The sequence below is a fragment of the Vibrio sp. GLN_1 genome, assembly GCF_043106015.1.
In the GTDB taxonomy this organism is placed as follows: Bacteria; Pseudomonadota; Gammaproteobacteria; order Enterobacterales; family Vibrionaceae; genus Vibrio; species Vibrio parahaemolyticus.
In genome coordinates, this window is sequence record NZ_JBICMD010000018.1 from 34,534 (window position 1) to 49,346 (window position 14,813).

Here is a 14,813-nt window from a genome sequence, read left to right on the forward strand (position 1 = left end):
GCGGTTATACGAGCGCGCGAGCGTAGTTCTCTTCGACGGCGCGCCAGTTCACCACATTCCACCAAGCGTCGATGTATTCTGGTCGACGGTTCTGATAACTGATGTAGTACGCGTGCTCCCACACATCTAATGCAAGGATAGGTTCGCCGCGTACATCGGCCACGTCCATTAACGGGTTATCCTGATTGCTGGTGGAGGAGATGTGGATGTCGCCATTTTTCACAACTAACCATGCAAAGCCAGATCCAAACGTATTAACGGCTGCTTGAGCGAATTCGTCTTTGAACTTTTCGAAGTGACCAAACTTGTCGTTGATGGCTTGCGCAAGTGCGCCTTGTGGTTCACCGCCGCCTTCTGGCGACATGCAATTCCAGTAAAGGATGTGGTTGTAGTAGCCGCCGCCATTGTTGCGAATGGCTGGGCTATGTTGCGAAACGGCTGCGAAGATTTCGTCTAGCGATTGTGTTTCAAGATCACTGCCTTGCACGGCGGTGATGAATTTATCGAAGTAAGTCTTATGGTGTTTGCTGTAATGCACTTCCATGGTTTTTGCGTCGATGTATGGCTCTAACGCATCGTATGGGTAAGGCAGAGCGGGAAATGTATGCGACATAGTAAATCCTCCTTAATCGGAGGATTTACTCTAATGTTAATGAAAATCATTATCAACTAAAATCTTGTAGGGTTATTTGCCTACTTTAACTAAAGGCAACGTGATGGAGACGCGCAAACCTCCCAGTGGGCTGCGGCTCGCGACAATCGTACCGCTGTGCTGACGAATCGCACTTTCGGTGATGGTTAACCCTAATCCTGTGCCGCCAGAGTGACGATCACGAGCGGTAGACACACGATAAAATGGACGGAAAATCGCTTCTAACTCTTCATCCGGCACACCATCACCGTTGTCATCGACGGTAATCGTCAGTGTGTCAGTCTTGTCTTGAATGTCGATCTGCACTTCATCTTTTCCGTAATAAATCGCGTTGCGGATGATGTTTTCTACCGCGCTCATCAACAGTTTTGGGTTGCCTGAGATATGTCGCTCAGGGATCTCTGAATAGCGGAGTGTTTTACCCATTTGCTCGGCTTCAAACTGCGCATCTTTAATGATCTCTTCCCACAAACTTTCTATTGGCTGTGTCTCGCGTGTCATGTGGCTGTTCACCTGCATGCGCGAGAGCTCAAGCAATTCGCTGATCATCTGCTCAAGGCGCTGCGCTTCGGTATCAATGCGAACCAACTCAGGGCTGTCACCCTGTTTGCGCGTTGCTAATGCACTGGCCATGCGCAATCGAGTGAGTGGCGAGCGTAATTCGTGAGAAATGTCCGACAGTAAACGCTGCTGACCTGAAATCATCTGATTCACCGCTTCGACCATTTGGTTGAAGCTGCTGCCCGCTTGACGAAATTCTGCGGTGCCTTTTTCAAGATTCGGATCGATGACGAACTCACCTTTTGCTACTCGCTGCGCGGCGGCTTCAAGGCGTCGTGCGGGTTGGCTCAGCGCCCAAGCAAGCCACAGCAGTAATGGCGTGCTCACCAACATGACTGCCAACAGTAACTGGAACGGATGGTCGAAGAGACGCAGCAGCAGCGGTGGTGGCTCGTTCCATTTAAAGCCAACGTACATCAGCAGTTCAGAGTCGGCCAGAACGATTGGCACAGGGCCGGCAATCATATAGCGACCATAAAGTCTCTGTTTTGGCTTGTTGTAATCTTCAATACTGGTGACAAAGTTTTGCATCGCACGCAGTTGAAAGTTGCTGCGCTTATCGGTGGTTAAGACGTTGCCGTTGTAATCCGAAAAGAACACTCGTGGTCGTGGGTCATGTTTACCTGCGCGGTTGCCCTCTACACGGAATAAAATGCGTCCTAGATCGGTTTCTTTGCGGTATTTGTTTTGAATGGCATCACGCGTTTCAATGATCCGCTGATAATGCTCGTCGGGAATGTCGCGTGCTTTCCTTGGATCCAAATGTGGCAGTGATAGCACGGCTATCAACACCAACAGCATAGTGAACCAAAAGATGGCAAAGATGCGTCCATACAAGCTATTAATCTTTGGCAGTTTGATGCGTGATAGGCGCATTAATCCTCCTCAAGCAGCATATAGCCGCGACCACGTAGGGTTTTGATGCGCGGTTTGCCATTGCTTTGGTCGGGCAGCTTTTTGCGTAAGTTCGACACGTGCATATCGATTGCGCGGTCAAAGGCCGCCAGTCGTTTACCTAGTACGTCGAGGCTCAACGTCTCTTTGGTGAGTACGTGCCCTGGGTTTTGGACAAAGTGGGTCAACAGCGCGAACTCGGTTGCGGTTAGATCCAGCAATTGTTGATCGCAGTAAGCCTCTTGCTTGCCCGGATACAGGCGCAACTCTTGGTACTCAATACAATCGCTATTTTTGCCGTTTTTCTGCGTGTTACTGGTGCGACGTAAAATCGCGCGAATACGAGCGAGCAGCTCTCGGTCGCTGAAAGGTTTTGGTAAGTAGTCATCTGCGCCGAGCTCTAAACCGATCACTCGATCAATCTCTTCGCCTTTGGCGGTCAACATCAACACGGGGGTTTCCCAGTTCTCTCGCAGACGCTTCAGCGTTTCCATACCATTCAATTTTGGCATCATTACATCCAGTAGGATGAGGTCGATATCGCTGTTGATTGCGGCAAGGCCGGCTTCACCGTCGTTTGCTTCACTGACTTCGAATCCTTCGAAGCTGAGCACCTCTTTTAATAGGCTTGTCAGTTCTATGTCGTCATCAATTAAAAGAATGTTTGCCATCGGGGCACCTTTGGTCAGTTACCGTTTACTTAATATTACATTGGATTGATGTGCGACGAAGAGGGCAAAAATCACTCTTTACGATTCTTTACGCTCCCTATACGCCGCTTTACCTAGCGAGTCGTATTCTATACTCAAGCGCTGTGAGAACAGCCCAGAAGAATCACTCACTTGTGTAAGGAATCGAATTATGAAATCTGCAAAAAAACTTGTGTTAGCTGCTGTTGTTCTACCTCTAACTTTAGGCACTGCGAGTGCATTCGCATTTGGTGGTAAAGATCACCACAAAGGCCCACGTGATGAATGTGGTATGGGTATGGACCGTGGCATCATGCGCGATTTGAACTTAACTGATGCACAAAAAGACCAACTGCAATCTTTCCGTGATGCAAACCGCGCGGAAATGAAAGGCAAATATTCACAAAACCGCGAAGCACGCATGGCAGAGCGCCAAGCGCATCACGCGAAAATGCAGTCTCTATTGCTAGCGGATACGTTCGATGAAGCGCAAGCCACAGCTCTAGCGAAAGAGATGGTTGAGCGCCAAACTGAGCACCGCGTGAAAATGCTGGAGAGAAAACACCAAATGTTGAGCGTGCTGACTCCAGAGCAAAAAGCTGAATTTGTAAAACTGCAAAACGAGCGCATGCAAGAATGTGGTGACCAAATGCAACAACGCATGGGAAAACACCGCAATAATTAAGTCATGATCCGATGATATATATGAAGAGGCAGCCACAGGTTGCCTCTTTTTGATCTGGCGATTTCACGCGCATTCAACGTATACTCAAAATACGGTTTGAGTTAACTCTTTGATTATGAAACAGCAATATGCACGCTTAGTCACGACGGCAGCTTGGACAGCAACCATAGTGGCGACGCTTCTTCTCATTGTAAAAGTCATCACATGGTGGGTGACGGGATCGGTCAGCCTATTGGCATCGCTTATTGATTCGATGCTGGACATCGCCGCTTCAGTGGTGAATTTGGTGGTGGTTCGCTATTCGCTGCAACCAGCCGACAGAGAACACACTTTTGGGCATGGTAAGGCCGAGTCTCTCGCTGCGTTGGCACAGGCGATGTTTATCTCCGGCTCTGCGGTATTTTTGATCCTAAACGGTATCGATCGTTTCTTCAGGCCACACGAACTGAACGCGCCGGAGCTGGGTGTGTATGTCTCCTTGTTTGCGATGATGGTGACGTTTGGTTTGGTCATGTTCCAGAAACGCGTGGTGCACATCACGGGCAGCCAAGCAATCGCGGCAGATTCGTTGCACTACCAAACGGATTTATACATGAACGGGGCGATCATGGTCGCGCTTGGGCTCAGCTATTTTGGTGTAACGCAAGCGGATGCAGTCTTCGCGATTGGTATTGGTATCTTCATTCTTTACAGCGCATTCAAAATGGTCAGCGAAGCGATTCAAACGTTGCTCGACAGAAAGCTGCCCGATGAAGAGCTTGAGCAAATTAACCAAGCCTGTTTGAGCGTGAAAGGCGTGTTGGGCGTACATCAGTTGCGTACCCGTATGTCTGGTCCAACACGTTTTATTCAATTGCATTTGGAATTGGATGACAACTTGCGTTTAATTGAGGCGCATTATATTGCCGATAAAGTGGAAGATAATTTGTTGGCATTGTTCCCAGAGGCGGATGTATTGATCCATCAAGATCCATTGTCGGTGGTATTTGGGCCAGAAAAAGAGCAAAAAGCACAAGATTGGTAAGAGTCGAAAAAACGTTTTGATCTTAACGACAAACAAGCGCTTATTGACTATCTTTCCATCAATGCTTATTAAGATTCGTGATCCTGATGTGAATCAACAAAGTTTCAAAGAGAAACTGTAATACTCTTACATAAGTAGAAAAGTTACATAAAAAAGTGCGTTTTAATTGGTATTCCTGTAGAGGAAATGTAACATAACGCACAGTTCTGGATTATGCAGGTTGCTTGGTAACAAGGGGCCTAAAAGAAAATTAAATAATTGATTGCCAAAGATCGAGGGTGAGCATGATTAAGAAGATCGGTGTTTTAACAAGTGGCGGTGACGCACCTGGTATGAACGCTGCTATACGCGGTGTAGTACGTACAGCACTATCCGAGGGATTGGAAGTTTTCGGTGTGTACGACGGCTACCTAGGCCTATACGAAGGCCGCATCGAGAAGCTAGATCGTTCTAGCGTTTCAGATGTGATCAACAAAGGTGGTACGTTCCTAGGTTCTGCACGTTTCCCTGAATTTAAACAAGTGGAAGTGCGTGAAAAAGCGATCGAGAACCTAAAGAAACATGGTATTGATGCGCTAGTCGTGATCGGTGGTGACGGTTCGTACATGGGTGCGAAGAAACTGACTGAAATGGGTTACCCATGTATCGGTCTTCCAGGCACAATCGATAACGATATCGCTGGTACTGACTACACAGTGGGCTACCTAAGTGCACTAAACACAGTTATCGATGCAATCGACCGTCTACGTGATACTTCTTCATCTCACCAACGTATTTCAATTGTAGAAATCATGGGCCGTCACTGTGGTGACCTAACTCTGATGTCTGCAATCGCGGGTGGTTGTGAGTACATCATCACTCCAGAAACTGGTCTAGATAAAGACAAGCTGATCAGCAACATCCAAGACGGCATCGCAAAAGGTAAGAAACACGCAATCATCGCGCTTACTGAGCTAATGATGGATGCAAATGAACTGGCTCGTGACATTGAAGCGGCTACAGGTCGTGAAACTCGTGCAACAGTACTTGGTCACATCCAACGTGGTGGTCGTCCAACTGCATTTGACCGCGTTCTAGCATCTCGCATGGGTAACTATGCTGTTCACCTACTGCTTGAAGGTCATGGCGGTCGTTGTGTCGGTATCGTGAAAGAGCAACTTGTTCACCACGACATCATCGACGCGATCGAAAACATGAAGCGTCCAGTGCGTAACGATCTATACAAAGTTGCTGAAGAACTGTTCTAAGCAAGCTTGAAATAGATAAAGAAAAACCGCGGCTTTCCGCGGTTTTTTTGTATTTGAGTGTCAGCGAAAGGAAGCTGATGTATCGGGTAGAATCTTACGAAGCGCTGTTTTGTTCAATCAGCGTCAATTTACGTTCGCGCAACGCGAACATGTAACCCAGCAGCCCACCTAGTGTGTTGCCCAGCGCAATACCGATGAACAAGCCTTCAATGCTGTACACTTGGCTGCCAACCCATGCAGCAGGCAACGTAAACACGAACAGACGCATGAAGCTCCATTGGAATGCGCGTAGCGGCTTGTGCATCGCATTCAGCCCACTCACCAACATCATCACAATACCTTGGAAACCATAGCTAAATGGAACCACGAGTAGATAGTGCCAAAGTAGATTCTTCACTGTTTCTTCTTGTGAAAATAACGCCGCTAAAGGAATGCTCAATGGCACCATCATCAAGAAGATAAACCCTTGGAACACCACTGCAAAACGCATGCTGAGAAACAAACCAGAGAAAGCGCGCTGAGGATTTTTTGCCCCTAAGTTCTGCGCCATAAATGGCGTGAGTGCGGAGGTCAGCGACATCAACACTAAGATCAGAATCGACTCAATACGCTGCGCAGCGCCATAAGCTGCCACCGCTGCCGTGCCGTGGCTAGATAGCAGCATCATCAAAATCGCCCCCGATAACGGATTCATCGCATTGGATAGCGCTGCAGGGGTGCCAATTTTTAACGTCTGTTGCCAATCTTGTTTCAATGAGGCCCATTGAGGTTGTGCGAGCAGTTTTTCGCGTTTAACCAGCACATAGAAAGAGCCGCACAAAGCGCCTAGCCAACTAAAGGCACTCGCTATAGCAGCGCCTTGAATGCCAAGTTCTGGGAAGGGGCCATAACCGAAAATCAGTAGTGGATCGAGCATGCCGTTGATCAGACCGGCCAACATCATGATCTTAGCGGGTGTCTTAGTGTCGCCAGTGGCACGGATCGCACTGTTGCCCGCCATTGGGATCACCAACAGCGGAATGGTGAGGTACCACACCTGCATGTATTGTTCGATGAGCGGAATCAGATCGTCGGTCGCGCCAAGAAAACGAAACAGTGGCGCAATGGTAGCAAAGCCAATAGAAGAAGCGATAGCGACGAGCAACACCGCCAACAGCAAACCGTGAGTCGTAAATCGCGCCGCTTGTGGAGCATGACCTTGACCAAGCAAGCGGCCAATGTTGGTCGATAGCCCCATCCCGATCCCCATCGTGATGCAGTTAACCGCAAAGGTGACAGGAAACGTGTAGCTGATTGCCGCCAGGGCATGCGTCCCCAACAACGAGATAAAAAACGTATCCACCAAGTTAAACATCAAAATTGCGATCATGCCCATGGTCATGGGGACGGTCATCTTGCGCAGTGTTTCGGGAATGGGCGCGCTCAGCAAACCATGCTTATCTGTCGCGTGGCTTTCTGGCTTGTTCTTTTCCAGCATGTTGAACATCTATCTGGTGGGCAAACTGCAAGGATACAAGAAAGCGAGAAGCTGGGCGAGTGAGCATTTCGCACGCAAACCGTTGCTTAGCTGTTCGTTATTTTAACTAAGTCACAAAAAAAATACGTCTCCCCCTTGGGATTACTCGTTTGACCCCTTATATAGGGATCACGTGCCCCAACGCGGGCAATTATCAAATAAACATGGAAATTTTCAGGAGAGACGACCGATGAACATTCGTCCATTACATGACCGAGTTATCGTTGAACGTAAAGAAGTTGAATCTAAGTCTGCTGGTGGCATCGTTCTTACTGGTTCTGCTGCGGAAAAATCAACTCGCGGTGTTGTTCTAGCTGTAGGCAAAGGCCGCATCCTAGAAAACGGCACAGTACTACCGCTAGACGTAAAAGTTGGTGACACCGTTATCTTCGCTGAAGGTTACGGCACTAAAACTGAAAAAATCGACGGTAAAGAAGTGCTTGTCATGTCTGAAAACGACATCATGGCGATCGTTGAATAATAGCAATCATTGAGTAATTTTTTGCTCAGATTCAAATTGAAAATCAAACACAAAGAATTTTAGAAAGGAAATCAAAGATGGCTGCTAAAGACGTTAAATTTGGTAATGACGCACGAGTTAAGATGCTAGAGGGTGTAAACGTTCTGGCTGACGCAGTGAAAGTAACACTGGGTCCTAAAGGTCGTAACGTAGTTCTAGATAAATCTTTCGGTGCTCCAACCATCACTAAAGACGGTGTATCTGTAGCGCGTGAAATTGAGCTGGAAGACAAGTTCCAGAACATGGGCGCGCAAATGGTTAAAGAAGTAGCGTCTAAAGCAAACGACGCTGCGGGTGACGGTACAACAACAGCAACCGTACTAGCGCAAGCAATCGTAAATGAAGGTCTAAAAGCAGTTGCAGCGGGTATGAACCCAATGGATCTTAAGCGCGGTATCGACAAAGCTGTTGCAGCGGCAGTAGAGCAACTAAAAGAGCTTTCTGTTGAGTGTAACGACACCAAAGCAATCGCACAGGTTGGTACTATCTCTGCGAACTCTGACGCAAGCGTAGGTAACATCATTGCTGAAGCAATGGAACGCGTTGGCCGCGACGGTGTTATCACTGTTGAAGAAGGTCAGGCTCTACAAGACGAACTAGACGTAGTAGAAGGTATGCAGTTCGACCGCGGTTACCTATCTCCTTACTTCATCAACAACCAAGAAGCGGGCAGCGTTGAGCTAGAAAACCCATTCATCCTTCTAGTTGATAAGAAGATCTCAAACATCCGTGAGCTTCTACCAACTCTAGAAGCAGTAGCAAAAGCATCTCGTCCACTGCTAATCATCGCAGAAGACGTAGAAGGCGAAGCTCTAGCGACATTGGTTGTGAACAACATGCGTGGCATCGTGAAAGTTGCTGCGGTTAAAGCGCCTGGTTTTGGTGACCGTCGTAAAGCAATGCTACAAGACATCGCTATCCTAACTGGCGGTACTGTGATTTCTGAAGAAATCGGTCTAGAACTAGAAAAAGTAACGCTTGAAGATCTAGGTCAGGCTAAGCGCGTAAGCATCACGAAAGAAAACTCAACCATCATCGATGGTGCGGGTGAAGAAGCGATGATCCAAGGCCGCGTTGCTCAAATTCGTCAACAAATCGAAGACGCAACTTCAGACTACGACAAAGAGAAACTACAAGAGCGCGTTGCTAAACTGGCTGGCGGTGTTGCAGTAATCAAAGTGGGTGCAGCGACTGAAGTTGAAATGAAAGAGAAAAAAGACCGCGTAGAAGACGCGCTACACGCGACTCGCGCAGCGGTTGAAGAAGGCGTAGTTGCTGGTGGTGGTGTTGCACTAATCCGCGCTGCATCTAAGATTGTTGACCTAGAAGGCGACAACGAAGAACAAAACGTTGGTATCCGCGTTGCTCTACGTGCAATGGAAGCACCAATCCGTCAAATCACGAAGAACGCAGGTGACGAAGACTCTGTTGTTGCGAACAACGTGAAAGCGGGTGAAGGTTCTTACGGCTACAACGCAGCAACGGGTGAATACGGCGACATGCTAGAGATGGGTATCCTAGACCCAACTAAAGTAACTCGTAGCGCTCTACAATTTGCAGCGTCTGTCGCTGGTCTCATGATCACAACAGAAGCGATGGTAACTGACCTACCACAAAAAGAAAGCGCAGGCATGCCTGACATGGGTGGTATGGGCGGTATGGGTGGCATGGGCATGATGTAATCATCCCGCGCTATTCCAAGCCGAGTAGAACAAAAAGCCGAGGTGTGAACCTCGGTTTTTTTGCGTCTGGCGTTTGCCCACTTTGCATTTTTCAGTGCAGGTAAAAGAAGATGTGAATTGTGAGGGATGCGTTCCGGCAGCGTCAGTGGAAAAACAGAAAAATAACTGAGATGAATTTTTTTCTAGGATAGTCAGATTGTTAAATATGACCTATTGCTAACACTTTTTGTGTCCGAATAGCGCAAAATCTGAACATTACACTATGTTGTAAATTACTGCTTACCATCATGGAGATAAAAATGAAAAAGCTTATGACGTCATTGGCTGTTGCAGCCACTATCGCATCACCTGTTGCTCTTGCGAACAGCACCCCTGTGATGTTTTCAACGATCGACCATACTAACGCTCCATCAAACTCTGCTGTTGGTGGTGTTCGTTTGGCGGTACTGCATGGCCAAGTAAACGAAGTAAAAGGCGTCGACTTCTCTGTTCTAGGTATGTCTGAAACTGACCGTACTACGGGTGTGAACTTCGGTCTGTTCTTTGGGGCAGCGAAAGTAAACCAAGAAATGAAAGGTGCGTCGCTTGGTTTGGTTAACTGGAACCAAGGCCAAACAACCGGTGTGAACTTTGGTGCGGTAAACATCACGAACAACGTGAAAGGCCTAAACTGGAGTGCGGTGAACTACTCAGAAGGTTACACCATGGCAGACGTTGGTCTGGCGAGTATTTCTAAAAAGTCTAACTTCCAACTTGGCTTCTTCAACATGACTGACCAAATCGATGGCGTGCAAATTGGTCTGTTGAACTGTGCGGATAACGGCTTCTTCAAATGTTTCCCTATCATCAACTTCGCTAAATAATCTTAGCGAAAGCCAGATACCAAAAAGCCCGCGATGTTCGCGGGCTTTTTTATTGGAAAATTGAAACAGGCCAACCATTCTCTTATTTGATCAAGCGAGAGGAGGTTTTGCGCTGCTGAATTTTTTGATGAACACCGCGACGTAACGCCTTGATACGGTTTTCTGCTTTATCCACGCCAAGCAGAACGCTCAATGCAAGCAAGGTAATCACGACCGATTGCATTAAGTAACCGAGGCCGATCATCAAACCGAGCCCTGCCAGTACCCAAATGACGGCTGCCGAAGTGACGCCATGGATTTTGCCATCCAGCGTCATCATCACGCCTGCACCCAAGAAGCCGACGCCAGTAATTATCTGACCAAGCACACGAGCTTGGTCGAGCGTGTTTGGTGATAACGACACTGCCATCGACATAAACAGGTAGGTGCCTGAAATAATGAGAATTGCTGTGCGAATACCTACTGGTTTACCACGGGTTTGGCGTTCTATGCCAATCATTAACCCATTGATGGCACAGCAAAATAGGGCAGGCCAACTGAATGGGCCAAGATCGAAAATTTGTTCGAATGTTGTATGCATCTTGACCTCCAAAGCAGCGGAGTATGCATAGACTTATCCTGCAAAGCGAACAAAAAGGATCGTTCGTGTCGACAAATTTACATTGAACATCTGCTTCTGGTTTGGAGCGCGACGATGAGCCAAATGGAGAGCAAAAACGATCAAATTGGCGATGATCTTATTTTATCGTTTTGATGGAATGACTTTATTAAATAATAGGCATAAAAAAGGCCAGTATGAGACTGGCCTTGGTGATTATTGCACTTGCCGTTTAACGGTAAACGCGAGGGTTAGTTGCACCCCAGATAGTGTAGTGCTCAGGCAGAATACGACCGCTTTTCTCTTCGGTTTCTTCTGCTGTGATTTCTTCAAAGCCCTGGCGGCCAAATACAACTACTTCGTCGTTTGCCTGAACACCAATGATGTCAGTGACATCAACCATAGTAGTGTTCATTGACGCTTTACCCATTACGCGAGCACGCTGACCGTTGATCAGAACGTCAGCTTTGTTGCTTAGTGAACGGGCGAAACCGTCTGAGTAGCCGATAGGCAGGTTAGCCAGGATAGAGTCACGCTCTAAAACTTTAGTGCTGCCGTAGCCGATTGTGCTGCCTGCAGGGAAGAAGTGCAGTGATGCTACGCGTGTTTTGAAAGACACGATGCGCTCGTAAGGTAGGGTTGCAGGGTAGTCACCGTACAGCATGCCGCCAGGACGAACCATATCCAGATGTGCTTCAGGAAGATTTAGCGTGATGTAAGAGTTAGCCACGTGCAGTGTGATGTCTTTACGTTTCAGACCTGCGCTGTCCATTAGCCACTTTGTTTCTACTTTGAAACGGTCAACCTTGCGGCGGATTTCATCAAGACCTTCATTCGGGAAGTGGGTCATCATACCTACGATTTTTAGGTTAGGATCGCTTGCGATTTCCACACCTTCAACCTGACCTTCATACGTTGTCAGATCCAGACCATTACGACCCATGCCTGAAGTATTCAGAGCAAGGTGAACAGGAATAACGGTATTGTAGTTGTATGCAATCTCGATGATTTGATCTGCCTGCATCTTAGTGCCAATCAGCTCTTCGATTTCGTACTGTACGCCGTTTTCAATTTCGTTGCGGCTAGCCGCACGGACACGCATGATCTTGCCTTCGAAGCCGTGCTCACGCACTACGCGAGCTTCTTCATTACTGGTGATACCTACACATGCAACGTTGTTCGCGATGATGCTAGGCATCAGGCCTGCGATACCGTTACCGTACGCGTCAGCCTTCATGATGGCACAGATCTGAGTGTTGCCCTTTAGATCCTTCTGAAGCAACTGAATATTATTTGAAAATGCCTGAGTATCAATTTCTAGCCAAGCGTTGCTCGCCTGAACGCGCTCTTCGCGCTCGCTGTCATCAAAATCAACTAGCAGAGGAGCGGCATGTGCGGCTGTTTGGCCCATCAGAGCCAGTGCAGTTAGGCTAAGTTTCAGTTTCAAAGGATATCTCCTGTTATGAGTTTTTTCTTCTTGTTGGTTGAAGTTAAAGTGTAAATAGATGCACAACGTCGCGTAGCGCAGTAGCTTTGCGTTTCCGCTCTTCAACCCCTTGTTGTGCGTCCTTAGTAGATAATCGGTTTTCTTCGGCACTGTTGCTCAGTGCGGCAAGATTGAATGATAAGTGTTCGCAGGAAAAGGTCTCTCTTTGACCGATTCAGTCCTCTCTTCCATGCTTTGGTAACGGTTGAGATTTCGCTGCGTAAACCGTTAAGTGAGGCGTTGGCCTGGTCGACAGAATGCTTGGTTACGTCCCGAATCATCGGTTTCAGCTAGGTAATGGTTGCTGCAATACTTTCTGGTGGACTGGTTAACTTTCCGCAGGGCTGCCTTAAAGGCGATGAAGGCATTTACCATTGCGTAGACTTCACGTTTACTGGCTACCGTTCTTTACGTCTTTCATCTTCAGTTTGGTTGAATATGGATGTCGTAAACTCGACCATTTTTCATCACAATAGTGTGATTTTCATTCCATATTTTGTGTCACAAATAATCTAGGCGGCAGAGACTACATGAGACTTAAATGTTTTAGAACGGTTTGGTGTCTTTTTTATTGAGTTTTCTGAAAATAAACAAAAATCAGAGAGAAATCGTAAGATTTTGCGTCTCGACCGACACAAAATCTCATGATTTGTAGGGGTTATAGATGGTTATGCGAGGTGTAGGTCGAGCGGCGTTTTGCTTTTTCGGCCGCCGATTTCACGGGTGAGGGTCGGGATCAGGTAGCCAGAGACGTTTTCTAATAAGCCTGCCATTAGTTGTCGGGCTCGTTCGTCATCGACCATAAAGTGGGCCGCTCCCTGGACTTTGTCTAGCACGTGCAAGTAATACGGCAGGATCCCAGCATCGAACAGGGCCTCGCTGAGCTGGCTCAGGGCATCAACGGAATCATTAACGCCTCTTAGTAAAACTCCCTGATTTAGCAGGGTGACATTGGCTTCTTTTAGTTTTTTCATTGCCTGGCGCAGTTCATCGTTAATCTCATTAGCATGGTTGATGTGCGTAACAAGGATAATTTGCAAGCGTGACGCTTTTAGCAACTGACACAGCTCATCTGTGATTCGAGCTGGGATCACTACAGGCAAACGGCTGTGAATGCGCAGACGTTTGATGTGCGGAATCTGAGCTATGTGTCCCAGCAGCCAATGAATCTCATCGTCTTTTGCCATTAGTGGATCACCGCCAGAGAAAATCACCTCATTGAGCTCTGGTTTTTCCGCCATGTATTCGATGCACTGGCTCCAAGCTTGTTTGCCGCTCTTGTTCTCTTGATATGGGAAGTGACGACGGAAGCAATAACGGCAATTCACCGCACAGCCGCCTTTGACGATCATCAGCACTCGGTTTTTGTATTTATGCAGCAATCCCGGGATAGCATTGTCTTGTTCGTCAAGAGGATCATTGGAATAGCCTGCATGCACTTCAAACTCGTCACTCAAGGGTAAAACCTGACGCAAAAGAGGGTCTTTAGGATTGCCTTTTTCCATCCTATCGACAAAACTTTGCGGTACACGCTGTGCAAACAGCTTGCGTGCGGCAAACCCGTCTTGCCACGGTGAGGGATCTATTTCCAGTATTTCGAGCAATTTTGCAGGATCAGAGATCCCATTCGCCAACTGTTTGAGCCAGTTTTGCTCAACAGAATCGACTTTTCGGGTTATTATGTGCGGCATTGGAATTTAGCTCTAAGAATGTAAGAGGAAAAAATGGCTACAGTTAGCACCAATGAATTTAAAGGCGGTCTTAAGTTAATGCTTGATAATGAGCCTTGTGTAATTCTGGAAAACGAATACGTTAAACCAGGTAAAGGCCAAGCGTTCAACCGCGTGAAAATTCGTAAACTTCTTTCTGGTAAAGTGCTAGAGAAAACATTCAAGTCTGGTGACACTTGTGAAGTGGCAGACGTAATGGATATCGACCTAGATTATCTATATTCAGACGGCGAATTCTACCACTTTATGAACAATGAAACGTTCGAACAGATCGCAGCTGACGCGAAAGCGGTAGGTGAAAACGCTAAGTGGTTGGTAGAAAACAACACTTGTATGATCACTCTTTGGAACGGTAACCCAATTACCGTTACTCCACCAAACTTCGTTGAGCTAGAAGTTACAGATACTGATCCAGGTCTGAAAGGTGATACTCAAGGTACTGGTGGTAAACCAGCTACACTAGCAACTGGCGCTGTTGTTCGTGTTCCACTATTCATCGCAATTGGCGAAGTGATCAAAGTTGACACTCGTACTGGTGAATACGTAGGTCGTGTGAAGTAATTAATACTTCTCTGAGAAAGGTCGCTTCGGCGGCCTTTTTTATTGCCCGCAATTTCCCTTTTCTACTGCTTTTCAGCGAAATACGAAGCTCACCGCATATTCTTA

The 14,813-nt window shown here is 47.3% G+C and carries 14 protein-coding genes; 7 read left to right on the forward strand and 7 right to left on the reverse strand.

Going from position 1 to position 14,813, the window contains the following annotated elements; genetic code table 11:
- Positions 1–4: 4 nt before the first annotated feature.
- The 3 genes from ACF8OV_RS10965 to ACF8OV_RS10975 all read right to left on the reverse strand — a co-directional run bounded on the left by ACF8OV_RS10965 (position 5) and on the right by ACF8OV_RS10975 (position 2,778).
- Positions 5–613 (reverse strand): superoxide dismutase, encoded by a 609-nt coding sequence (locus tag ACF8OV_RS10965; RefSeq protein WP_140142429.1) that lies wholly within the window; start codon positions 611–613, stop codon positions 5–7.
- 72 nt (positions 614–685) lie between these two features.
- A complete protein-coding gene (gene cpxA / locus ACF8OV_RS10970; RefSeq protein ID WP_025535081.1) occupies positions 686–2,089 on the reverse strand; it encodes an envelope stress sensor histidine kinase CpxA in 1,404 nt (467 codons plus the stop codon).
- Positions 2,089–2,778 carry a response regulator gene (locus ACF8OV_RS10975; protein WP_005478591.1) on the reverse strand — a complete coding sequence of 230 codons (690 nt, stop codon included), beginning with the start codon at positions 2,776–2,778 and terminating at the stop codon, positions 2,089–2,091. The genes cpxA and ACF8OV_RS10975 overlap by 1 nt, the downstream gene beginning before the upstream one ends.
- 190 nt (positions 2,779–2,968) lie before the next feature.
- Between ACF8OV_RS10975 and ACF8OV_RS10980 the strand changes: the two genes are divergently transcribed.
- The 3 genes from ACF8OV_RS10980 (at position 2,969) to pfkA (ending at position 5,752) form a co-directional block, all read left to right on the forward strand.
- The gene (locus ACF8OV_RS10980) at positions 2,969–3,481 is read left to right on the forward strand and encodes a CpxP family protein (RefSeq protein WP_005487153.1); all 513 of its coding nucleotides are present in this window, start codon (positions 2,969–2,971) and stop codon (positions 3,479–3,481) included.
- A gap of 115 nt (positions 3,482–3,596) precedes the next feature.
- Positions 3,597–4,505 (forward strand): CDF family cation-efflux transporter FieF, encoded by a 909-nt coding sequence (gene fieF, locus ACF8OV_RS10985; protein WP_203505005.1) that lies wholly within the window; start codon positions 3,597–3,599, stop codon positions 4,503–4,505.
- A gap of 284 nt (positions 4,506–4,789) precedes the next feature.
- Positions 4,790–5,752, forward strand: a complete 963-nt coding sequence (gene pfkA, locus ACF8OV_RS10990; protein WP_005460467.1) for a 6-phosphofructokinase — start codon at positions 4,790–4,792, stop codon at positions 5,750–5,752.
- Between the two features lie 94 nt (positions 5,753–5,846).
- On the opposite strand, the gene ACF8OV_RS10995 is transcribed toward pfkA, so the two are convergent.
- Positions 5,847–7,229, reverse strand: a complete 1,383-nt coding sequence (locus ACF8OV_RS10995) for an MATE family efflux transporter (protein WP_023583864.1) — start codon at positions 7,227–7,229, stop codon at positions 5,847–5,849.
- Between the two features lie 229 nt (positions 7,230–7,458).
- Here ACF8OV_RS10995 and ACF8OV_RS11000 point away from each other — a divergent pair, with 229 nt between their 5' ends.
- From ACF8OV_RS11000 to ACF8OV_RS11010, 3 genes are all read left to right on the forward strand, one after another.
- Positions 7,459–7,749 (forward strand): co-chaperone GroES, encoded by a 291-nt coding sequence (locus tag ACF8OV_RS11000; protein ID WP_005381516.1) that lies wholly within the window; start codon positions 7,459–7,461, stop codon positions 7,747–7,749.
- A 77-nt stretch (positions 7,750–7,826) separates the two neighbouring features.
- A complete protein-coding gene (gene groL, locus ACF8OV_RS11005) occupies positions 7,827–9,470 on the forward strand; it encodes a chaperonin GroEL (protein ID WP_005482180.1) in 1,644 nt (547 codons plus the stop codon).
- Between the two features lie 299 nt (positions 9,471–9,769).
- Positions 9,770–10,333: a VC2662 family protein gene (locus tag ACF8OV_RS11010; RefSeq protein WP_005457036.1), complete on the forward strand. Its 564-nt coding sequence runs from the start codon at positions 9,770–9,772 to the stop codon at positions 10,331–10,333.
- Positions 10,334–10,415: 82 nt separating this feature from the next.
- On the opposite strand, the gene ACF8OV_RS11015 is transcribed toward ACF8OV_RS11010, so the two are convergent.
- The 3 genes from ACF8OV_RS11015 to epmB form a co-directional block, all read right to left on the reverse strand.
- On the reverse strand, positions 10,416–10,913 hold the full coding sequence (locus tag ACF8OV_RS11015) for an MgtC/SapB family protein (RefSeq protein ID WP_005482203.1): 498 nt from the start codon (positions 10,911–10,913) through the stop codon (positions 10,416–10,418).
- A 250-nt stretch (positions 10,914–11,163) separates the two neighbouring features.
- Positions 11,164–12,378, reverse strand: a complete 1,215-nt coding sequence (gene alr, locus ACF8OV_RS11020; RefSeq protein ID WP_005496464.1) for an alanine racemase — start codon at positions 12,376–12,378, stop codon at positions 11,164–11,166.
- Between the two features lie 707 nt (positions 12,379–13,085).
- Positions 13,086–14,108: an EF-P beta-lysylation protein EpmB gene (gene epmB, locus ACF8OV_RS11025; RefSeq protein ID WP_317676112.1), complete on the reverse strand. Its 1,023-nt coding sequence runs from the start codon at positions 14,106–14,108 to the stop codon at positions 13,086–13,088.
- 33 nt (positions 14,109–14,141) lie between these two features.
- Here epmB and efp point away from each other — a divergent pair, with 33 nt between their 5' ends.
- Complete coding sequence (efp, locus tag ACF8OV_RS11030; RefSeq protein ID WP_005456976.1) at positions 14,142–14,708, forward strand: elongation factor P; 567 nt, start codon at positions 14,142–14,144, stop codon at positions 14,706–14,708.
- Positions 14,709–14,813: the final 105 nt, after the last annotated feature.